Below are 22,863 nucleotides of genomic sequence, written 5' to 3' on the forward strand. Positions count from 1 at the left end.
CTAAAGCATGCAAAAAGTAATCAATTAGCAATTGACTGTAAACCATAGTGTTTTCGGTCATCAAATATTAATCTTAAAACTATTGTATATGACATCATGGAAACACTATATGAAACAGATAAGAGAACGCAAGAAACAGCGAATGAGACTGTAGTTACAGCAAAAAGTAATTTTCTTTCTCTTGTAGAAGAGATATACAAAGCACCTAACAAACCCCAAGGCTATAAAGGGACTGTAGCCTCGATGTTGTGGATGTATTTTTCTAAAACGAGTAAAAAGAAAAATACGTGGAGAAGAGCAGCATTAAAAGAACTCTTGATGCATTTGTTTATAAAGGAATGTTATGAGATCTTAAATACTATAGCTTATGTAGAGGTACTTTATCGTATTAGTGCTTTTGGTAATCGATATGTAAATAACATTACCGAATGGGAACCAGCGTCTCAATTGCCAGAAGAGCAATTGAAATCATTGATTAAACACAGTTTTGAATACTATCAGACACCAGATTTTTTGATTTCCTCATTTTTTGAAGAACAAAAGAAATACATGTTGTGGTATGTACAACTAGGTGCAGGAAAAAGTGTTCAAAAACTAATCGGATTACCATTTGGTTTTACCAAAAAAATGGCTCACGAGTTTAAAAAGACTCCTGAAGGATTTAGTGTAGCACAAGCTCTAATTAGAGCACAAGCAATAGGTTATGGTGCTAGTGATTCTCAAACTGAACAAATGATATGGTCAGGATTAACGAGAGTAGAAGGTCATGAGCAATTCTGGAGTACAGTAGTACATTTTTTTGCGAGACATGAAATTGCATTTAATGAGATTGACGAAATCTTAGCATATCTATCTTTTGTTATAGAAAGAAATGCAGCATATACAATGCAAGGAAGAACACTTGATGCGTTGAAAAGACAAACTGAAGAGTGGAGAAATCATATGAACAACCTTAGAGAAGAACAAAACTATATGCGATGGGAATCTTCAAATATTCCAGCATTTAGTCTAGGTAAAATAATTGATAATAAAAAAGTTACGTATAAAATTATCGAGTTGCTTGATTCTAGAGAATTGTATGTTGAAGGTTATGATATGCACCACTGTGTGGCTTCTTATGCAGATGATTGTTTTATAGGTGATAGTGCTATTTTTTCTATGAGAAAATATAGTGATGATAAAGTAGAAAAACTAGCCACTATTGAAATTGAACCTCAAACTAAAGAACTGATAGAAGTACAGGCAAAATACAATGAAATGATTAGTAGCGAAGCTCAGGAAATTCTTGAGCTATGGATAGAACGAGTTAACATTACAATAGAAGAAGTTGGAGCAGTACCCAACGAAATGGAAAGAAACCCAGAAACTCTTGAAGGAATTAATAATACAATTCAAGATATAATTCCAGTAAGAGATTGGGTAGAAGAAGTAAGACTAAAGAGAGAAACGAGATCAGAAATAAATCTTGAAGTAGAAGTATCCCTACCTAAAATAGGAATTGGTATTTTTTTTATAGTAAGATTAATATGGTGGTATGTGAATCTTTAGTCAATCAGCTAAAGATAAAATTATGGCAAAATTAAAACTAAAAGGTAAAGACCTTATCAATATAGGATACCCTAAAGGTAAAGCAATCAGCATCGCGATAGATACAATGCTAAAACATTATAAAAGAGAGCGAAAAGATAAGGTCTTACAGCGTTTAAAAACAATTTTAAAAAATCCAGAAAAATATGTAGGAGATGGTTATGTAGGAAAAATAGCAGAAGCATTGGTAACTCCTGTAGAAATAAAAACACAAGAGTTAAAACAGCATAGAGTTCCGTTTACAATTTATGGAGAAAATGGTATTGAAGAAGAAGCAAAAAGACAATTATTTACGGCTTTAAAACTACCAATAGCTAAAAAAGGAGCATTAATGGCAGATGGTCATGCTGGTTATGGATTGCCAATTGGCGGAGTCCTAGCTACAGAGCAAGCTGTCATTCCGTATGGAGTAGGAGTTGATATAGGATGTAGAATGAGCTTAAGTATTTATGATATCAATGTCTCTTATCTAGAGGGACATAAAGATAAATATGTACAAATGTTGCAAAAACATACACGATTTGGAGCTTATGAAATACATGATAAAGTTCCTATGGATGAGGTATTAGAACATCATGCTTTTAAAGAAATTCCTATGGTTAAAAAACTCTATAATAAAGCGTATAAACAATTAGGAAGTTCTGGTGGAGGTAACCATTTTGTAGAATTTGGTAGTGTAGAAATAACAGATCCTAATAATGAGTTTGGTGTTCCTGTAGGAAAGTATTTAGGAATTTTATCTCATAGTGGTTCTAGAGGTTTAGGAGCTAATATTGCAAAACATTATACAAAGCTAGCAATGAAACAAACACCTTTGCCTCAAGAAGCAAAACATCTAGCTTGGTTAGATCTCAATACACATGATGGACAAGAATATTGGATCGCTATGAACTTGGCTGGAACATATGCATCTGCTTGTCATCGTGATATCCATAGACGTTTGTCAAAAGCATTGGGAGCAAGGCCTCTTGCAACGATTGAGAATCATCACAATTTTGCATGGAAAGAAGAAGTGGATGGTAAAGAGATGATTGTACATAGAAAAGGAGCAACACCTGCACAAAAAAATGTATTGGGAATTATACCAGGATCTATGACTGCACCAGGATTTATTGTAAGAGGAAAAGGAAATCTAGCAGCAATACATTCGGCATCTCATGGTGCAGGGCGACAATTGTCACGTCGTAAAGCGAAGAACTCTATCACAAATAGTGAAGTTAAAAAAGTTTTAAAGGATCATGGAGTGACGTTGCTAGGAGGAGGAATTGATGAAGCACCGATGGCGTATAAGGACATACATAAAGTGATGGCAAGTCAAACCGATCTGGTTGATGTTGTAGGAATGTTTCACCCTAAGATCGTTAGGATGGATAAAAATTAAAGAAATGCATTAGGGATAGTAATGGCATCCTTTTATCCTGAAAGGTAAAAGATATAATGGATAGCCCGACCTAGACAATGTTATGTTGTATAGGAATGCCCTAATGAAAGTTAAAAGAAAATGGCAATAGATACACACGAAATATTATATATCAAAGCACTGGATAATTATCCATATGATATAGAAGAATGTATAGATAAGTTACACTATGTGATTAGCGCAAATTATAATCATGTAGGAGCACATTATTTGCTGGGAAAAATTTATCAGGAGCAATTACATGATTTTGAGAAAGCAAAATTTCATTATCAAATGGCGTTGAGTCTTAATCATAATTTTATCCCTGTATATACGTGTTATATAGGCTTGTTAATTGATTTAAGTGCCTATGAAGAAGCGCTTAAAATCATAAACATAGGGGTGACTATACCTGGGATTGATGTAGCTGAGCTACAATATACAGAGGGTATACTATATGAAAAGAAGAAAGATTATGATAAGGCAAAGTTTTGCTTTAAAGCAGGAAAAATAAGTGCGTTAAATTCTGAATATAGAAGTTTTTTGGATAAGCAATTAGCTAGGGTAAAAGCAAAAAAAGCAGAACTTAACCCTAAAAAGAAGAACAAGAATAAGACTAAAAATAGTACCAAAACCAAAAAAGAAAAAAGAAAGAAATGAAACAGAAAACGTTTTGGGTACAGATATCATCGGGTCAAGGTCCTGATGAATGCTGTCTGGCAGTAAAACTGACATTAAAAAAAATACTACAAAGTATTAAGAAAGAGTATACCTATACAATTGTAGAAAAGAATAGAGGAGCAAATGGCAATTATAAATCAGTTTGGATAAAGACAAATGGCGATTTAAATGCTTTTAAAGCGAATTGGGAAGGCGTTATTCAATGGATTTTTAAAAGTCCGTATCGTAAATTTTATAAACGTAAAAATTGGTATGTTGGTGTGCATGTTTTTGAGATGCCCAAGCAAGAATCTTTCTCTTTAAAAGCTATAGAAATAAAAACGAGTAGAAGTTCTGGAGCAGGAGGTCAGCATGTTAATAAAGTTGAGACTGCTGTGCAGGTAAAACATATTCCTACAGGAATTATTACAAGATCAGATGGAGAGCGATCCCAACTTATGAATAAGAAAATAGCTTTGGAGCGCTTAAGTATCGAACTTGAACGTAGAAAGAGAGAAAATGAAAAGGATGCCAAAAAGATGCAATGGTTAAAACATAGGCAATTGCAAAGAGGAAATGCATTGAAAGTATTTGAGTTATGATTTTAAAAAGTATATATTTATGTTAAATCATAAAAATCAATATCATGAAAAAAAACATTTTAAATTTAAAGGGAGTTGAAATTCTAAACAAGAAACAACAATCTATAATTAATGGTTCTGGAACCCCAATTGGATTTTGTAATGTAAATGGAGTTTGTCCTGGCGGTTCGTATTGCGGTGCAGATGGTTTGTGTTATAAAGATGATAACGGAAACGGTGGTGGCGATACTTGTACCGAGCCCTTACGTTTATGTATGGAAGGTGAAATAGGATGTGGATGCATATTTCTTTAAAAATTAGAGAACTATAATGTAGAAGCCTCTTCTACAATAAATCAAAAACAACTAAAACTCAGATATGACTACTGTCATGCCTGAGTTTTTCTTTTTATATGTTTTGTTTTTGAGTTTGTCATAATAAATGAGATTGTAAATTCTGATACTATACGACTATTAGATGTATTTGTTTTGTGATTTTTGTGTTAAAAAATGTTAAAAAACGATATGATTATGATAAACTAAAGAGGTTTTTGAGGTGTATGATGATAATTGTTTGTGTTTGTTGTAAATATTTTAATGTCAAGATGTTGTTTATGTCTTTTTAAACTTAAAAATATACTTAAAACACTGTTTTTTATGGTTTTAACGTAATTGTGACTAAAGGCATATTGTGATGTGTGTCACAAATTATCTCTTATTCCAAGTATAAATTAGCAATCTGAAATTAGATGGCTGCTTATCAGTGAACTATGATAAAGCAGTTTTTAAAATAGGAGTTTTAGTATGTATTGGCGGTAACCGAAAAGCCATAATAGAGTAGGCATAAACATTTAATTAACTTAAAATTACTAATCATGAAAAATGGACTTTCTATCATTGAACTAGAAGACAGACACGAATTATCTGCTGGAGACGGAGGATGTTGTTCTGGACGTTGTAGCGGAAATGATACTGATGTTGACGTAGATGTTAATGTTGGTGGAGGATTTGGTTTCGGAGGATAATTAGACCTGAACGAATCTGTGATAGCGGAAACTATAATAGTTTTCCGCTATCTGAATACAGTAAACTTTTAATTAAAACATAAACTTTTCGTTGGTATACATCTAGAGATAATGAAATTAAATTCTTTTAGAATAGAAGAAACAGCAGAGAACGGGCAGTTTTTATTACAAGTTAATGATGGTAATCATTATCTCATAGGAGAAACTATTAAAAAAATCTTTGAGATTATTAATGTAGAAACCTATTCTAGAGATCATCTCATAAACGAAGTAGAAAATAAACAGTTAGTTGCAATTCCGAGAACCGAATTAGAAAATTTGATTGACGATCAAATAATTCCTATGCTAACAGAAAAAGCTTCAAAGAAATCTATCAAGAAGATTTTTACAGTTTTTAAACCTAAGAATGTTGAATTTTTAATGAAAATGCTACAGTTTCTTTTTAAGGAGAAACTATTTTTTTCACTATTAACAATAATAATATTAATCAATACACTGTATTTTTTTAGTACTGATATTATTTCTTCTCAAGCAACACTTAATCTTTTTCTTCCTATAACATTAGGTGTAATGATATCAGTAATTGTACATGAGTTGGGACATGCGACAGCAGCTTATACTTATGATATCATGCCCAAAGAAGTAGGATTTTGTCTCTATTTTATATTTCCGGCATTCTATACAGATATGAATGCGCTATGGAAACTAGAAAATAAAAAAAGAGTTATCGCTAATCTAGGAGGAATCTATTTTCAACTCTTAGTTAATATCATATTGATAGCCATACTTTTTTCAGGAATTCAACATCTAATTTTAAAAGATATTCTACATAGTATTATAATTACCAATATAGCAATGTGTATCTATAATCTTAATCCGTTCTTTAAATTTGATGGTTATTGGATATATAGTGATTTAGTAGGAATTATTAATCTAAGCGAGAAATCAAATACCTTCATTAAAAAGCTTATTACATTTAGAAAACAAGATTCAAAAACACCATTAACACTAAGTGTCTATGCCGTTTTAAAGATCTTTTTTATGATTTATATCTATACAAAAATGATCTTGTGGGGAAGTGCTAATATTTCTTTGGCTATTATAGAACTTAATACTACAGAAGCATCAATAGATATCAAAATCTTAGGATTAGCGATAGTGTCAATAATGATTCTTTTGATTTTAATATTATCGATTATCAATTTTATTAAAAAGCTGATATTATGAAAGAAGAGTATATATTATCACCTTTTTATAGACTAAAGAGAATTAGTGAAAAAGTAAATTTGATAGACATTATCTCTGGAAAAAAGTTCATGATTGGAGATCCTTACATTTCTAGTTTCTTAGTTGAAAATAGGAGTAAAATGATGAGTATTAATTTTTTAAATGAACAAATTAATGAGGATAATACCTCTTTTTTGATCAAAAAAAAGATTATCATTAAAGAAGAAGAAGTAAAAGAAGGAGCATTCAAAACAATAGAATATAATGATCGATTGTTTAATCTCCCTGCATATACTAATGAAGCGAAGGTAGTCTTAATGGGAATTCCTTTTGGTGATGGGAATTATATAGATGATCAAACTAAGCTTTTTCCTAGTTCATTACGTAAACTTTCTAAAAAAAATAACCTTGATTTTAAAACTTGTGATTTTAATGCTGTTGGCATTACAAAAACTACTGATTTACATCATTTAGATCATTTATTTAAGAATAATATGGTCGCAGATGGAGGAGATATTTTTGCTCATAAACATGAGACAGCTTTTCAGATCTATGAAAAAATCACCTTTTTTACAGAAAAAATTATAGCTAGACAGCAAATACCATTTTATATAGGAGGTGATCATTCTATTACTTATGCAGTATTGAGAGGTATAGGTGTGGTTTCTGCAAATCCGTTTAGTGTGATTCATTTTGATGCACATACCGATATATATACTTCAGAATATGATCCTATCTTGAATATGAATCAAGGGCACCATCACGGTAACTTTGTTAAGAAGGCATTACAATTACCTAAATTAGAAAAGTATCATCAGTTTGGTATACGGGGTATAAGTAACCTACGTCCAAAACGACATGATAAGCTAGAGATTACATATGCTGCTACAATTAAAGAAAACCTTGAAAAAATAAAAAAGCTGGATAAAAATAAGAACTATTATATCACTCTTGATATTGATGTTTTGGATCCTTTTATAGCACCAGCAACCGCTACACCAGAACCTAACGGATTATTAATAGAAGAATTATATAAGCTATTCTATCACTTGTTAAGCGAAATCAATATTATAGGAATTGATTTAGTTGAGGTTAATCCTAAAAAAGATATCGGAGATATTACCCAGAGTTTAGCCATTCAATTATTGATAAAACTACTAACCTATATTAAAACTGAAAAACATGAATCTTGATGAATTAAAGAATAATATATTTAATCCAGAAAAGAAATATATAGATAGGCACAGTAAACATTTTGCATTTACTTATGCAAACTTGTATAATTTTTATAGTAATAAAATTGATATAGCTGAAGCTAAAGAATATTATAAAAAGATTGTGTATTACCAGAGTTATACAAAACTACAACAAGGTAATTTTAAAGCTATCGACGAGATAAATGTGATTAGAGAATCAGCATCTGTTGATTTATCACAACCGTTGCAATCAGAGATTTTTGCAACATATCATCTGGGAGCATATAGAATGCTCAATTCGTATTTGACAAAATTAGGTACAGATATTACGTTATTAGTAGATGATCAGGCTTTTCTTAAACAAGGACAAGACTTTATTGATACTCATGAAAAAGTTGAAGCGCATTATAAGAACGGGAGTACGTTTAATGTGATAAATGCAGAGCAACCAGATTCCTTCAGGAAAATAATGAAAGCTTTGAAAAACAAAAGCAATTTAATTATTTATTTAGATGGTAATACAGGAGGAAATAAAAGTGCAGAAAATGGAAATTTATTAGAAATACCATTTTTAAAAGGATCGATTTTTTGTAGAGTAGGAGTAAGTTATTTATCACTATTACTAAAAGCAAAAATAACACCAGTACTAACATATCAAACAGCTGATCATGATATCAATTTACATTTTTTTAATCAATTAGAACTTCAAAAAGAAGGAGAATCAAAAAATGAATATGTAGCAAGAACAATGAACGCTATTTATAATGTTTTTGTGAATTGCTTAGAAAAATACCCTGCACAGTGGGAAGGGTGGATTTATATGCATAAATGGATAGATGGAGCACTATATGCTGCAAAATCTAATGATGAAATTACTGAAGAAAATATCACTAATTATTATGATCATATAGTTCCGTTTAAGATTGTAAAAGATTCTTATTTTTTAGATAAACATACCTATTTAAGTTATGAAGTTGACAGTAAATTAGGACAAAAATTAGAACGAGAAATACTGTATTAAACTTTAGCATGTATCATATAAGAGTAGTTTATTTTTTCTTCTTTTTTATTACGATTCAAGTGATGGCACAAGAAGTAATAGTTAAAGGACTTGTTCTTGACGAAGAACAACGACCATTAGTATATGCTAATGTAGGGGTGTTGCATAAAGATATAGGAACTGTCACTAACGCTCAAGGTGAATTTAGTATATACTTAGATGCAACTTTACATAAAGAAGATACGCTCAAGATTTCATTTTTAGGACATCAACCATATAAGATTGGATTAAAATCACTACAAAAAGAACAACTGAATACTATAGTGCTATCAAAAGAAATTGAAACACTTGAAACGGTAATTCTCCGACCTAAAAATACTAAGACATATACTACAGGAAACGAAAAAATAAATACGTCAAGAGCAGTTAACTTTGCTATAACCAATAAGAAAAATCAAAATTTAGGAGCAGCAATAGGTAGAAAATTTAAACTCAAGAATAAAAAGCCAAGTGAACTAACAGCATTTAGCTTCTATATCAATAAAAATACATTTGAAGAAATTACATTTAGAATAAATATATATGCATTAGAAGGAGATAAACCTTTAAAAAAAATAAATAAAAGTAATATCCTTACTAAGGCAAATAAAAATCAAAAAGGATGGATTGATGTAGATTTAACACCATACGAAATCATAACTCATGGTAATGTTATGATAGCAGTAGAATGGGTAGATTATAAAGGAGAACAAAGATCTAAATTATCCTTACCTATTAAAATTCCATCATTATTTGCTACACATTATTACAAATTTGGTAGCCAAAGTAAATGGAAAAAATATAAAAATATCTCGTCAGCAATGAAACTGACATATGAGAATTAATACAAAATAAAGCACATTTAGTTACGACCTCGTTCTTCTGGATAAAGTATATACACAGGATCACTTTGCCAGAATTGTTTACTATCGATATCCATAGCAGTGATAGGACCTTTAAAAGCGGCACCGGTATCAATATTCCAGACACAAGTAGCTTGAACAGGGATAGTTTTACCTATACGAGTAACAGGAGTATGACCAATATAAACTTCTGGATATAACAATAAGCGTTTAGGATATAATGGATCATCTTTGGCTATTCTGGGGTCCAATGCCAATGCTGTTTCCCATAAAGTACGATCCCAATAACACATCCTAGGGAAATACTCTTGTTCAGGACCTTTTAGATTTGTAAAGCCAGCATGAAGGAACAAGCGATTTTGAGTATCGATATAAAAATCTTTTAAACATTCATAAAATTCGATATGCAATTTAATTTCGTCAGTAGTTAATTTATTATATCCATCTATAGTTGATTTTCCACCATGTAAGAGCCATTTGGGGTTATCTTTTTTGGTCAATAACCAGTCTAAACACAGTTGGTCATGATTACCTTTTAAAAAGATGCAATCATGAGTCTCTTTTAAAGAAATTAGATATGAAATTACTTGAGGACTATCACTCCATCCATCGACATAATCTCCTAAAAAAATTAAAGTATCATTTGAGGTGATTTGAGCACGATCTAAAACTTGTATCAAAGCATTATAACCTCCATGAATATCTCCAATAACTAATGTACGTTTCATGATTAACTGTATCTGATTTTGCGTAGTATGCGCATGTTTTCTTTATACAAGGTATAAATATTTTTGTCGTAATTTTTTAAAAAAGGCTTAGCTTCTTCTAGTTTAAATCTAGCTTCTTGAAAATCATTGAAATAACAGATGAGATAAGTGGCGGGCAGGTTTGTGAGATCTAGTTTTTCATTTTCAGATAAAAGAACACCTCGTTTTAACCTTTCTAAAAGTGCATTATTGCTATTGTATAAATGATGAAGCGTTTTGCGATCAAATTGAGGCGGTTTAAAAAGGATTTTTCGTTCGATATCATAACGAGCACTATTTAAAAAAGTAATAGTGACTTCTTCAAGAGGGTAATAACGATAATAATGAGGTAACCCTATATGGATATACTCAATGATTCTGAAGGAATCTTCGGTAATTGTAATACTCACTTCATCAAAATCTGAATAAAACAATCGAACTTGTTCGTTAATAAGTTCAATATCTACCCTAGAATAATAAATAGCATCTTTTTCTTTTTTCTGCTTACCCGCCCAGCAGACTACAAAATATTCTTTAAAAACTTTATACGTAGGATGATAATCTTTACGAGTATTCATAAAGTCAAAAATACTGTCTAGAGTAAGCTTCAAATTATTTTGAGAATGATTCTCTATAGCATTAACAGTAGCCGAATTGATATCCTTACTTTCGATGTCAAAGCTTTTGGGTAAACTTATACTACCTTCTCTAAAGAAAACCATACCACCATAATATTTCCAAAGGTTTTTTCTAAGCGAACAAATACGATTTTCTTGAGGTTTAATAGTTACTAAACCTACAACTTTATCACTAGGAAGATCAGGGAATGGAATATTCTCATAAGAAACAACAGGTGGATTAGTGAGAAAAGCATTAACTAGATTTTGAATTTTACTATCATCAAAAAAATCAATACCTACAATTTGATTATTGACATCTTCGACTCCAATAACGATATACGAATTATTTTTAGGATTAGAATTTGCCAAGGCACAAATATGCTTTAACAACTTAGCTTTACCTTCTTTTTCTCCAATATTGAGCTTACGCTTCTTATCATAAAAACTATTCTCGTCATTATGCGCTAATAGATTCTTGATAAGAAGACGTTTATTTAGCATGGTATTGTATTTTACACAAATGAATTAGGATTAAATCCTTTTCTAAAAGTTTCAGAAGTATAAATTAAAAATACGAGTTTCATTTTTAAGATGTTAATGATTTACTTAAAAATAAAGAACAATAGTATTAATCACCCAAATCTTTGTTTACAATAGTACTAGATGCTTGTGCAGTAGGTAGTACAATAAGATCGGCAATATTAACATGATATGGTCGTGTAACCACAAAAGCAATAATATCTGCAATATCTTCTGGTTTTAAAGGGTCAAATCCTTTGTATACATTATCAGCACGTTGATCATCTCCTTTAAAACGAACATTACTAAACTCCGTTTCTACCAATCCAGGATGAATAGCACCCACTCTAATACCATATGGATTCAAATCAATACGCATTCCTTTATTAATAGCATCAACTGCATGTTTACTAGCGCAATATACATTACCATTAGGGTAAACTTCTTTTCCAGCTGTAGATCCAATATTGATAATATGTCCAGATTTATTTTTAATCATATTTGGGATAATTGCTTTAGACACATAGAGTAATCCCTTAACATTAATATCAATCATAGCATCCCAATCATCAACATTACCATCTTGTATAGTATCTAGACCATGAGCATTACCCGCATTATTGATCAAGATATCGATATTTTGAAATGCTGTAGGTAAAGAATCAAGTTGAGAACTAACAGCTGCTTTATCTCTTACGTCAAACGATAAAATATGAACCTGTACAAGAGAAGAAAGTTCTTGTTGTAAAGTTTCTAGGCGATCTCTTCTTCTTCCACAAATGATTAGATTTATATTGTGTTTTGCAAAAGCAATAGCTGTTGCTTTTCCAATTCCACTAGTAGCTCCTGTGATTAAGGCTGTTTTTGTCATAATTTTGAGAATAGAAATAATAATTAAAGCTTCTGTGCAACACTGTAAAATAGTATTCGTCTTTTGGAATGTGTTAGTGCCAAAGGCACTAGACAAAAAAGTGTATAAAATGCACAGAAAAACATCGAAAATATAGAAATTAAATAACGATAGCTACGACTATAACTAGCAATTTAACCAAGAATTAACAAGCATTGTGAAATATAGAAAGAATTTGCAATGTTTATATAGTAATAGTAAATTCACGGCATTAAAAGATACTATAAATGGAAGAGAACAATTCTATTGACATTAAATCAATAAACGAAAAGATAGAAAGAGAATCTGCTTTTGTAGATTTACTTACCATGGAAATGAACAAGGTAATCGTAGGTCAAAAACAAATGGTAGAGCGATTACTTATAGGATTATTAGGGCAAGGACATATCTTGCTAGAAGGTGTTCCAGGGCTGGCAAAAACATTGGCAATTAATACATTGTCAAAAGCAGTACAAGGATCTTTCAGTCGTATCCAGTTTACACCAGATTTATTACCTGCAGATGTAGTAGGTACTTTGATATACAATATAAAAGAGAATGATTTCTCTATTAAGAAAGGACCTATTTTTGCAAATTTTGTATTGGCAGATGAGATTAACCGTGCTCCAGCAAAGGTACAAAGTGCATTATTAGAGGCGATGCAGGAGAAACAAGTTACTATTGGAGATGAAACTTTTGTATTAGACAAACCATTCTTAGTAATGGCAACGCAAAACCCTGTAGAGCAAGAAGGAACATACCCATTACCAGAAGCACAGGTTGACCGTTTTATGCTTAAAACTGTAATAGATTATCCAAAATTAGAAGAAGAACAACTAATTGTAAGAGCTAATCTTAAAGGAAGTTTTGAAAAAGTAAACGCTGTAGTTTCTGTAGAACAGATTATTAGTGCTCAAAAAGCAGTAAAAGAAGTATATATGGATGAGAAAATCGAGAAATATATTCTTGATATCATCTTTGCTACACGTTATCCAGAAAAATATAATCTAGCAGAGCTTAAACCATTGATCGGATTTGGAGCGTCTCCTCGTGGAAGTATCAACTTGGCTACAGCAGCAAAATGTTATGCATTTATTAAGCGTAGAGGTTATGTGATTCCAGAAGATGTGCGTGCAGTAGTTTATGATGTACTACGTCATCGTATAGGAATTACGTATGAAGCAGAAGCAGAGAATGTAACTTCTGTAGATATTATCAATAAAATCGTAAACGAAATCGAAGTACCTTAATCAATTGAGGTAATTGCGATTGAAGCGATAAAATGTTTTGTTATGGAGATAACAAGATAAACTATGCATAAAAGACATAGTATAAAAAGAAGATAGTATTGTAAAGAAAAGGAGTTGAGCACATGGATACTAAAGAGCTCTTAAAAAAAGTTCGGAAAATAGAGATCAAAACACGACGATTAAGCGATCATATATTTGGTGGTGAATATCACTCTACATTTAAGGGTAGAGGGATGACATTTAGTGAAGTACGTCAATATCAATTTGGAGATGATGTTAGAAATATTGATTGGAATGTAACCGCTAGATATAACGAGCCTTATGTAAAAGTGTTTGAAGAAGAACGAGAACTAACAATGATGTTGATGGTCGATATTTCCGGATCTCAGCTTTTTGGAACACAACAACAATTCAAGAGAGAGGTAATTACAGAAATTGCCGCTACACTTGCTTTTTCTGCGACTCAGAATAATGATAAAATAGGATTGATACTCTTTACAGACGAGATAGAGTTATTTATACCACCCAAAAAAGGAAAATCACATGTGTTGCGTATCATCCGTGAACTATTAGAATTTGAACCTAAGAGTAAAAAAACAGATGTAGCATTAGCACTTAAGTATTTGAGTAGTGTGATGAAGAAGAAGGCAATTGTATTTATACTATCAGATTTTATTGCAGACGATTACCAACAAACACTTAAGATTGTAGGTAAAAAACATGATGTTACAGGTATTCGTGTATACGATAGAAGAGAAGAAGAAATTCCTAATTTAGGAATGGTTCCGATGCAAGATGAAGAAACAGGAGAAACACTATTGGTTAATACAGGGTCAAAGAAAGTTCGTCAACAATACTCGGCATACTACAACGAACGTGTAACCTATTTTAAAGATAGTTTTAATCGTAGTGGAGCAGGATCATTGAGCAGTAGAATAGATGAGAGCTATGTTAAAAAGTTATTAGGGTACTTTAAGAGAAGAGGATAAGAATGAATAAAGTATTTATATATATCATCATAAGTTTGATCACGATACAATTATCGCAGGCGCAAGATAGTCCGCAGATAAAATCAAGTATTGATCAAAATGAGATAAAAATAGGAGAAGCGATACAATACACTATGGAAGTTGAGGTGGACTCAACAGCAATGGTGATTTTTCCAGAAGGAAAAACATTTAATCCATTAGAAGTTATTGAATCTCTTAAAACAGATAGCACATATAACGAGCGTAAATTAAAGTTAATCAAGAAATATGCATTAACTCAATTTGATTCTGGTCAGTATAAGATACCAAGACAGAAGATTGTTATTAATGAAAAGGCATTTTATACCGATTCAATAAGTGTAACCGTAAGAGATGTTGTCGTTGATACTACCAAACAAAAGATGTATGCGATCAAGCCTATGGTTGAGGTAGATGCACCTTTAAGTACAGGATGGATCAATTGGGTTATAGCTTTAATTATTCTTGGATTAGTAGGCGCAGCTGGATGGTATTTCTTTAAAAAGAAAAAAGAAAAAGAGATAAAAGAAGAAGAACTACCACCTTATGAAAGAGCGATGCTAACGCTTAAAAAAGTTGATGAATCTAACCTATTAGAAGAAGATTCTTATAAAGAATACTATTCTCAAGTAACAGATGCTGCAAGAAAGTACTTAAACGAAGAGGTTTATGATCATGCGATGGAAAGTACAACAGAGGAGTTGATAGCTATTCTTAATGAACAAAAAAAATCAGGAGATTTAAGTTTAGAAAAGCATACTATAGACGAATTAAAAAGAGTTTTAGAAACTGCTGATTTAGCAAAATTTGCAAAAACAAAAACAGATGTAGGAACAGCAAAAGCAGATCGTAATAGTATAGAAGAAATTATTAACCAAACCAAAGAAGCTATACCAGAACCTACAGAAGAAGAATTACTAGAAGACGAAACATACCAAGAAGAAGTTGCGATCAAAAAACGTAACAAGAAATTCTTATATGGAGGAATAGGACTTGTAGCAACAGTGATTCTAATTTTAGGAGTATGGAGTGTTGTAAAAGGAGTTGATATAGTAAAAGATACCTTATTAGGTCATCCTACCAAAACACTTGCCGAGAAAGAATGGATTACAAGTGCTTATGGAATACCAGCTGTCACAATTTACACACCAGAGGTATTGATACGTAATAACTATCAAACAACAGAAGAACAAAAGGAAATCTTAAAAGGAAATGAAACTTTTGTTTATGGTAGTTTTTTCAAAAGCTTATTTGTGCAAATAACAACACAACAAGGAAATCCTCAACAACAAGAGCCAATTGATTTGTCTAAAACAGTAGAAGCAGTAGTAGGACAGTTTGAACAAATGGGAGCAAAAAATATTACAGTAAAAGACGAAGAATATCAAACCTTAGCTGGAGCGAAAGGGATTAAAATTTATGGAACGTTTGAAGTAGAAAATAAAACAACCCAAGAGACTCTGAAAAAAGAATATGTGATGTTGAATTTTGCTGAAGCAAAAGGATTTCAACAAATTATTGTAGTAAACGATGTAGAAGATCGTTATGCTGGAGATGTTGTGAATCGTATTGTAAATTCGGTAGAACTTAAAAATGTAAAGTAGCGTAGATATGTTTGAAAATTTCACATTTGAAAGCCCACAGTTCTTTTGGCTACTTTTAAGTTTGCCTTTGGCAATAGCATGGTATATCTGGAAAAGAAAAGAACAACAAGCTAGCTTAAAAATATCGAGTGTAAAAGGATTTAAGTTAACACAGAGTTGGTTAGCTAAGCTTAAACCTTTATTGTTTGTTTTAAGATTACTGACATTAGGGTTAATTATTATAGCATTAGCTAGACCGCGCACAGTAGATGTTTCTACAAAGACAACTTCTAATAAAGGAATCGATATTGTTATGGCAATAGATGTTTCTGGAAGTATGCTAGCCAAAGATTTAAAACCTAACCGACTAGAAGCCTTAAAAAAAGTAGCGGCCGAGTTTATTCAAGGTAGACCAAGTGATCGTATAGGTCTTGTAGAATATGCAGGAGAAAGCTATACAAGAACACCTATTACTAGTGATAAATCTATAGTTTTGAGTTCGCTTAAACGAGTACAATACAACAGTATTCTAGAAAACGGAACAGCAATAGGAATGGGATTGGCAACAGCTGTAAATAGATTAAAAGACAGCAAAGCCAAAAGTAAAGTCATTATATTGTTAACAGACGGATCTAACAATGCAGGATTTATAGATCCCAAAATTGCTTCAGAATTAGCACTAGAATATGGAATCAAGACCTATACTATAGGATTAGGTACAAATGGTATGGCATTAGCACCTATTGCAATACGACCTAATGGAACATTTCAATATGGTAATGTAAAAGTAGAAATAGACGAAGCTTTATTAAAAGAAATAGCAAAGGTTACAGGAGGAAAATATTTTAGAGCAACCAATAATAAAAAGCTTAAAGATATTTATGCCGAAATCGATAAACTTGAAAAAACAGATATAGAAGAATTTAAGTTTTATAATTACGAAGAAAAATTTAGACCATTAGTATTATTAGCTTTAGGATTATTGGTATTAGAAGTGTTGTTACGTAATACAGTGTTTAGAAGCTTTATATAAGAAAATAGAAGAATGAGTAAAGGAGTAATCATTTTAGGTAGTTCAAATAGTAAAGGAAACACAGCAAAGTTAGTTTCCTATATAAAAGAACATACAAGCTTTGATATCATCGATCTAAAAGAGAAAGAGATACAACATTTTGATTATGAATTTAAAAATCAAGATGATTTTAATACACTTTTTAAAGAGATTGTAAATCAATACGATACTATTGTATTTGCAACACCAGTATACTGGTATAGTATGAGTGGTATATTAAAAGTGTTTTTTGATCGTATATCAGATTTCTTATATAAAGAGCAAGATTTCGGAAGAAAATTAAGAGGTAAACGCACTGCTATGATAAGTTGTAGTGGTGAACAAGATATTGAAGCATCATTTTATATTCCATATAATAAAAGTGTTGAATATCTAGGCATGGAAGCCATAGGAACCGTACATGGATGCGTTAATGATGGAGCGCTTACTAAAGTAACAAAAGAACGATTAGAAAAATTAACTATAAAACTAGTGGCAGAAAAAGCTACAGTTGATAGTAATAAAGAATAAATTAGGTATGCATTTACTAGAAGAAACGGCATATTTTTGGTATTTACTGGTAATTCCAGTAATTGTAGTGATATTTATAGGTGTATTGCTTTGGCGAAAACGTATGCAAAATAAATTTGCAGACAAGGCATTATTAAAAAAATTAAGCCCTAATAAATCGACATTTAAACCTGTTTTAAAATTAATAATGTTAAGTTTAGCCATAACATGTTTTGTGATAGGTTTAGTGAACCCAAAAATAGGGACAAAGTTAAAAACGATCAAAAGAGAAGGTGTAGATGTAGTTTTTGCAATAGATATTTCAAAAAGTATGTTGGCCGAGGATATTGCTCCTAATCGTTTACAGAAAGCACAACAATTAGTTACACAGATTATTAATAACCTGGCTAGTGATAGAATAGGAATTATAGCTTATGCAGGAAGTGCTTTTCCACAATTACCGATTACCACAGATTATGGATCTGCAAAGATGTTTTTACAGGCGATGAATACCAATATGGTATCATCTCAAGGTACAGCAATAAACGAAGCAATAGAATTAGCAAAAACCTACTATAATGATGAAGAACAAACCAATAGAGTGTTGTTTATCATTAGTGATGGAGAAGATCATGAGGGTAATGTTGATGGTATTGCAGAAGAAGCTGCCAAAGAAGGTATAAAAATCTATACAATAGGAGTAGGAACTCAAAAAGGAGGACCAATTCCGATTAAAAGAAACGGAATTGTTCAAAGCTATAAAAAGAATAACCAAGGAGAAACAGTAATAACAAGATTAAATCCAGCAACCCTACAAAACATAGCACAAAAAGCTAATGGAATTTATATTGACGGAACAAATACAACTGCAGTAATAGATCAGGTAAAAGAGGTTTTGACTGGAATGAATAAAAAAGAGTTTGAAGCAAAGCAAGTAGCAGATTTTGAAGATCAATTCCAATGGTGCCTTGCAGCTGGATTACTGTTTTTATTTATAGATATATTTTTATTAGAACGTAAAACTTCTTGGATTAAGAAATTGGATTTATTTAACGAAAAATAAAACAAAATGATGAAGCGATTATTAATACTATTATTGATATGCCCATTAGGAGTGTTATTTGCACAAGATGTAGCAGAATTAGAAGAGGCAAGAGCAGAGTCAAAACGTTTTGTAGCAACAGCAAATGAGGTATTGACTCAAGAAGGTAATTTCCCTAAAGCAGAAGGAGAATACCGTAAAGCGATAGCTAAAAATCCTGAAAGTGCAGTAGCAAAATATAACTTAGCAAACTCATATTACAATACACAAAAGTATGATGAAGCAAGTTTGAGATATAAAGAAACAGCCAAAGTTGCGCAAACCAAAGCAGAGAAACATAAAGCATTTCATAATCAAGGAAATGTTTTTATGGAAAAAAAGCAATACAAAGAAGCTGTAGAAGCCTATAAAAATGCACTGAGAAATGATCCTACAGATGATGAGACACGTTACAATCTAGCGCTTGCAAAGCAAAAGAAAAAAGAACAAGAGCAACAACAGCAGAATCAAGATAATAAAGATCAAAACCAGGATCAGCAGAATAAAGATCAACAAAACCAAGATCAGAAAGACCAGCAAGGAGATCAAAATCAGGATCAAAAAGATCAAGGCGATAAAGATAAAAAGGATAATAAGGGAGAAGACGATAAAAAAGACAAAGGAGATCAAGGAAAAGATCAAAAAGATCCTAATGAGGACAAAAACCAAGATCAAAACGGAAAGTCTAAAGAAGAAGAGGAAAAAGAAAAGAAAGAACAAGAGCAAGAGCAACAGCAAGGAAATAAAGGTGATCAACAAGGTCAGCAAAAGCCACAACAAGTACAAGGGCAATTATCTCCACAGCAAATAAAGAGTTTACTAGAGGCAATGAACAATCAAGAAAAGAAGGTGCAGGATAAGATGAATGCCAAGAAGATAAAAGGCGCAAAAGTAAAATCTGAAAAAGATTGGTAATACCAAGTCTGTTTTGAGAGACTTAAAAACTATTTTAATTTTGTAAAAAGAGTATATTGATCGTAGATCAACTAATTAAAAAATAATAAAGAGTGAAGTTAAGGCTATTTTTTCTAACCCTATTTATAGTAGTCTCAAATCTTGCGATAGCACAAGTAAAGTTTGAAGCTAAGGTGAGTAAGAAAAAACTAGGGGTGAATGAGCGGTTACGTGTAGATTTTGAAATGAATCAGGATGGAGATAATTTTACCCAACCAGATTTTAGAGGATTTACAGTTGTTGGAGGACCTAATCAATCTATAAGTAATTCTTGGGTAAACGGTAAACGATCGTATTCAAAAACGTTTAGCTATTTCCTATCACCCACTAAGAGAGGAAAATTTACTATAGGTCAAGCTACTATTAATATAGGAGGGAATACCTATAAAACTGTACCTGTACCAGTTGAGGTTACCGCTGCAGTAGATAAACCTAAAGACCCCAATGATCCAGATTATCAAGTTCAAGAAGGCTTACACCTTGTTGCCGAAGTTTCTAAAGGAAATCCATACCTTAATGAAGCTATAACAGTAGTATATAAACTCTATGTAGGTCCTAGAATCCAGATTAGCGATTTAAGAAGAAAAGATGATCCTAAATACAGTGATTTTTGGAGTCAGAATATCGAAATTAAACAACTTAAAGTCGAAAGAGGAGAATATAAAGGACAACCATATAATATGATTGTTTGTGGTAAAACAGTGTTATACCCTCAAAAGACAGGAAAACTAAACATTGAACCATTAGCATTGACCGTTGCAGTAGATGTACCTAGTAATCGTAGAGATATTTTTGGAGGAAGATTATATACCACAGTTAATAAAACCGTAACAGCTGGAAAAAGAACAATCAATGTAAAACCATTACCAGATGCAGGGAAGCCTGCTAGTTTTACTGGAGCTGTAGGTAGATTTGATTTTAAAGTAGTAACAAATAAAACAGAATTAGGTGCAACAGAATCATTAGAAGCAAAGATTTCTGTAACAGGAAACGGAAACTTAAAATTATTTGAGTTGCCAAAGCTTACTGTGCCTAATGGATTAGAACAATATGAGCCAGAGCATAATGAATTTGTAAAGACGAACCTTACGGGTATGAATGGTACAATCTCAGATACATATACATTAGTGCCTCAATACAAAGGAAAATATCCAATTCAACCTATTTCGTTTTCATACTTTGATTTAAAAACCGAAACATATAAAGAAATAACATCAACAGAAATTGTTGTAGATGTTAAAAATGGACCTAATCGAGGAGAAGTAACTCCTACAACAACTACAGGTGGTGGTAATGTTACAAAACAAATAGTAACACAAACAGACAATCAGTTTAGATATATAAAAACAAATACGACATTAGAACCTATTTCAAAAAAGCACTTCTTTAAAACAACAACATATTGGGTTGCACTTACATTGCCATTAATAGCTATACCATTGTTTATTTTCTTTGGAAAAAAGAGAGAAGAAAGATTAAATGATGAGAGCGGAAACCGTATACGTAAAGCAGATAAATTGGCTAAGAAGTATTTGTCTGAAGCCAAGAAGAATTTAGGAAATCAAAAAGAGTTCTATATCGCTATGGAAAGAGCTTTGCATAACTATTTAAAAGCAAAACTACATATTCAGACTAGCGAAATGAGTAAAGATCATATAAAAGATTTATTAAAAGGAAAAGGAGTGCAAGAAGACACGCTTAAAGACTTTATTGGATTATTAGAGAGTTGTGAATTTGCTAGGTATACACCATCATCAAGTTCGGCTATGCAACAAGATTATGATAAAGCATCCAAAGTGATTTCTGCAATTGATAAACAATTATAACATGATTATGACTATGAAGAAGATCGTTTTTCTATTCGTTATATTGATAACTTCAATACTATCTGCACAGCAAGATTCCTTTGAAAAAGCAAATGCTTTATATAACGAAAAACAGTATGCTGAAGCTAAAAAAGTATACGAATCTATATTAGCAGAAGGAAAAGAGTCAGTTGCCTTATATTACAATCTAGGGAATACTAACTATAAACTAAGTAATATAGGAGAAAGTATATATTATTTTGAAAAAGCTTTAGCTTTATCTCCTAATGATGAAGATGTAAAAAACAATTTAGTTTTTGCTCAAAATGCAACGATTGATCAAATTGATGTCTTACCAGAAAGTGTTATTACCAAAACGGTAAATAATATGATTAATAAATTAAGCTTTGATGGGTGGGCATGGTTGTCAATATTGAGTGTAATAAGCTTAGTAGTGTTATTTATATTATACTATATCGCTCAAAGTACAACAAAGAAGCGCATGTTCTTTATAGGGACATCGGTGGCAGCAATGATAACCATTATTAGTGTGATTTTTGCTTTCAGTCAATACAATTACGTTAAAAACACTCAGTATGCAATTGTAATGGCAGAAGCAGCTACAATTAAGAGTGAGCCTAACCTAAGTAGCGATGCAGTTTTTGAATTGCATGAAGGAACTAAAGTTAAGGTTACAGAAAGTGTAAATAATTGGAGAAAAATTAAATTGGCCGATGGTAAAATTGGTTGGATACCAAGAACAGATATAAAAGAACTATAACAAATAAGGTATTTTTTATGAACCTAAAAGAGGCTATAAAAACTAAGCTTTTGTAGGAAGAATACCTGTTTTTAAGGAAGATTAAGAATAGATTTAAGGATATTACTTTGATGTAGTATCCTTATTTTTTTGCTCTTTAAAATGTTGTTATATGGTTATCAATTGTATATGATTGTGTTTTAAAATCTTTGATTTTTAAAATATTGTGAAGATCTAATTTTAGTTTACAAAAAAAATCCCGAAATTTAATAGAACTAATATCCTAGTTTAGGATATAAATGGTATTCAGAAATAGAGAAATGATTAAAACACATACCAAAGAAATACAAATTGCAATGATACTAGTATCTAACTTAGCTACTTTACAAGAAAGTAATAAGAACTTCTTAAACAGAGATTTATTAGAGCAGGTAAAATGCAGAGTGAGGTATTAAGAACAAGAGAAACTGCTGGAAAAATCAAGAGGATTAGAGTGATATACCAAGTAAATA

The 22,863-nt window shown here is 31.6% G+C and carries 22 protein-coding genes; 19 read left to right on the plus strand and 3 right to left on the minus strand.

What is annotated here, in order from left to right:
• Positions 1-96 precede the first annotated feature (96 nt).
• The 10 genes from ACYEKI_RS06255 (at position 97) to ACYEKI_RS06300 (ending at position 9,558) form a co-directional block, all read left to right on the plus strand.
• A complete protein-coding gene (locus tag ACYEKI_RS06255; RefSeq protein WP_459210314.1) occupies positions 97-1,548 on the plus strand; it encodes a PcfJ domain-containing protein in 1,452 nt (483 codons plus the stop codon).
• Between the two features lie 22 nt (positions 1,549-1,570).
• Complete coding sequence (locus ACYEKI_RS06260; RefSeq protein WP_459210315.1) at positions 1,571-2,968, plus strand: RtcB family protein; 1,398 nt, start codon at positions 1,571-1,573, stop codon at positions 2,966-2,968.
• Positions 2,969-3,088: 120 nt separating this feature from the next.
• Positions 3,089-3,646 carry a hypothetical protein gene (locus tag ACYEKI_RS06265; protein ID WP_459210316.1) on the plus strand — a complete coding sequence of 186 codons (558 nt, stop codon included), beginning with the start codon at positions 3,089-3,091 and terminating at the stop codon, positions 3,644-3,646.
• Positions 3,643-4,248 carry a peptide chain release factor H gene (gene prfH, locus ACYEKI_RS06270; protein WP_459210317.1) on the plus strand — a complete coding sequence of 202 codons (606 nt, stop codon included), beginning with the start codon at positions 3,643-3,645 and terminating at the stop codon, positions 4,246-4,248. Before ACYEKI_RS06265 ends, prfH begins: the two co-directional genes overlap by 4 nt.
• A gap of 44 nt (positions 4,249-4,292) precedes the next feature.
• On the plus strand, positions 4,293-4,541 hold the full coding sequence (locus ACYEKI_RS06275; protein WP_459210318.1) for a hypothetical protein: 249 nt from the start codon (positions 4,293-4,295) through the stop codon (positions 4,539-4,541).
• A gap of 560 nt (positions 4,542-5,101) precedes the next feature.
• Positions 5,102-5,251: a hypothetical protein gene (locus tag ACYEKI_RS06280; RefSeq protein WP_459210319.1), complete on the plus strand. Its 150-nt coding sequence runs from the start codon at positions 5,102-5,104 to the stop codon at positions 5,249-5,251.
• Positions 5,252-5,362: 111 nt separating this feature from the next.
• Positions 5,363-6,478, plus strand: a complete 1,116-nt coding sequence (locus ACYEKI_RS06285; RefSeq protein WP_459210320.1) for a zinc metalloprotease — start codon at positions 5,363-5,365, stop codon at positions 6,476-6,478.
• Positions 6,475-7,671, plus strand: coding sequence for an arginase family protein (locus tag ACYEKI_RS06290; RefSeq protein WP_459210321.1), 1,197 nt, complete (start codon positions 6,475-6,477; stop codon positions 7,669-7,671). Before ACYEKI_RS06285 ends, ACYEKI_RS06290 begins: the two co-directional genes overlap by 4 nt.
• Positions 7,661-8,695 carry a lysophospholipid acyltransferase family protein gene (locus ACYEKI_RS06295; RefSeq protein ID WP_459210322.1) on the plus strand — a complete coding sequence of 345 codons (1,035 nt, stop codon included), beginning with the start codon at positions 7,661-7,663 and terminating at the stop codon, positions 8,693-8,695. The genes ACYEKI_RS06290 and ACYEKI_RS06295 overlap by 11 nt, the downstream gene beginning before the upstream one ends.
• Before the next feature lie 8 nt (positions 8,696-8,703).
• Positions 8,704-9,558 (plus strand): carboxypeptidase-like regulatory domain-containing protein, encoded by an 855-nt coding sequence (locus ACYEKI_RS06300; protein WP_459210323.1) that lies wholly within the window; start codon positions 8,704-8,706, stop codon positions 9,556-9,558.
• Between the two features lie 17 nt (positions 9,559-9,575).
• Here ACYEKI_RS06300 and ACYEKI_RS06305 read toward each other — a convergent pair whose 3' ends face one another.
• The 3 genes from ACYEKI_RS06305 to ACYEKI_RS06315 form a co-directional block, all read right to left on the minus strand.
• Positions 9,576-10,304, minus strand: coding sequence for a metallophosphoesterase family protein (locus ACYEKI_RS06305; RefSeq protein WP_459210324.1), 729 nt, complete (start codon positions 10,302-10,304; stop codon positions 9,576-9,578).
• 2 nt (positions 10,305-10,306) lie between these two features.
• The gene (locus ACYEKI_RS06310) at positions 10,307-11,443 is read right to left on the minus strand and encodes a DUF5929 domain-containing protein (protein WP_459210325.1); all 1,137 of its coding nucleotides are present in this window, start codon (positions 11,441-11,443) and stop codon (positions 10,307-10,309) included.
• Positions 11,444-11,570: 127 nt separating this feature from the next.
• Complete coding sequence (locus ACYEKI_RS06315; protein ID WP_459210326.1) at positions 11,571-12,332, minus strand: SDR family NAD(P)-dependent oxidoreductase; 762 nt, start codon at positions 12,330-12,332, stop codon at positions 11,571-11,573.
• Positions 12,333-12,598: 266 nt separating this feature from the next.
• Between ACYEKI_RS06315 and ACYEKI_RS06320 the strand changes: the two genes are divergently transcribed.
• The 9 genes from ACYEKI_RS06320 (at position 12,599) to ACYEKI_RS06360 (ending at position 22,372) form a co-directional block, all read left to right on the plus strand.
• Positions 12,599-13,600, plus strand: a complete 1,002-nt coding sequence (locus tag ACYEKI_RS06320) for an AAA family ATPase (RefSeq protein ID WP_459210327.1) — start codon at positions 12,599-12,601, stop codon at positions 13,598-13,600.
• A gap of 122 nt (positions 13,601-13,722) precedes the next feature.
• Positions 13,723-14,589, plus strand: coding sequence for a DUF58 domain-containing protein (locus tag ACYEKI_RS06325; protein WP_459210328.1), 867 nt, complete (start codon positions 13,723-13,725; stop codon positions 14,587-14,589).
• Positions 14,590-14,591: 2 nt separating this feature from the next.
• Positions 14,592-16,211 carry an LPXTG cell wall anchor domain-containing protein gene (locus tag ACYEKI_RS06330; protein ID WP_459210329.1) on the plus strand — a complete coding sequence of 540 codons (1,620 nt, stop codon included), beginning with the start codon at positions 14,592-14,594 and terminating at the stop codon, positions 16,209-16,211.
• Positions 16,212-16,218: 7 nt separating this feature from the next.
• Positions 16,219-17,223, plus strand: a complete 1,005-nt coding sequence (locus ACYEKI_RS06335; RefSeq protein WP_459210330.1) for a vWA domain-containing protein — start codon at positions 16,219-16,221, stop codon at positions 17,221-17,223.
• Positions 17,224-17,235: 12 nt separating this feature from the next.
• On the plus strand, positions 17,236-17,772 hold the full coding sequence (locus ACYEKI_RS06340; RefSeq protein ID WP_459210331.1) for a flavodoxin family protein: 537 nt from the start codon (positions 17,236-17,238) through the stop codon (positions 17,770-17,772).
• 7 nt (positions 17,773-17,779) lie between these two features.
• Positions 17,780-18,814, plus strand: coding sequence for a VWA domain-containing protein (locus tag ACYEKI_RS06345; RefSeq protein WP_459210332.1), 1,035 nt, complete (start codon positions 17,780-17,782; stop codon positions 18,812-18,814).
• A 6-nt stretch (positions 18,815-18,820) separates the two neighbouring features.
• Entirely contained in the window at positions 18,821-19,747 is a 927-nt protein-coding gene (locus tag ACYEKI_RS06350; RefSeq protein WP_459210333.1) for a tetratricopeptide repeat protein, read from the plus strand.
• A gap of 92 nt (positions 19,748-19,839) precedes the next feature.
• Positions 19,840-21,612, plus strand: coding sequence for a BatD family protein (locus ACYEKI_RS06355; RefSeq protein WP_459210334.1), 1,773 nt, complete (start codon positions 19,840-19,842; stop codon positions 21,610-21,612).
• 13 nt (positions 21,613-21,625) lie between these two features.
• Positions 21,626-22,372 carry a tetratricopeptide repeat protein gene (locus ACYEKI_RS06360; RefSeq protein ID WP_459210335.1) on the plus strand — a complete coding sequence of 249 codons (747 nt, stop codon included), beginning with the start codon at positions 21,626-21,628 and terminating at the stop codon, positions 22,370-22,372.
• Positions 22,373-22,863 lie beyond the last annotated feature (491 nt).

The sequence above is a fragment of the Aquimarina rhabdastrellae genome (assembly GCA_947387485.1).
In the GTDB taxonomy this organism is placed as follows: Bacteria; Bacteroidota; Bacteroidia; order Flavobacteriales; family Flavobacteriaceae; genus Aquimarina.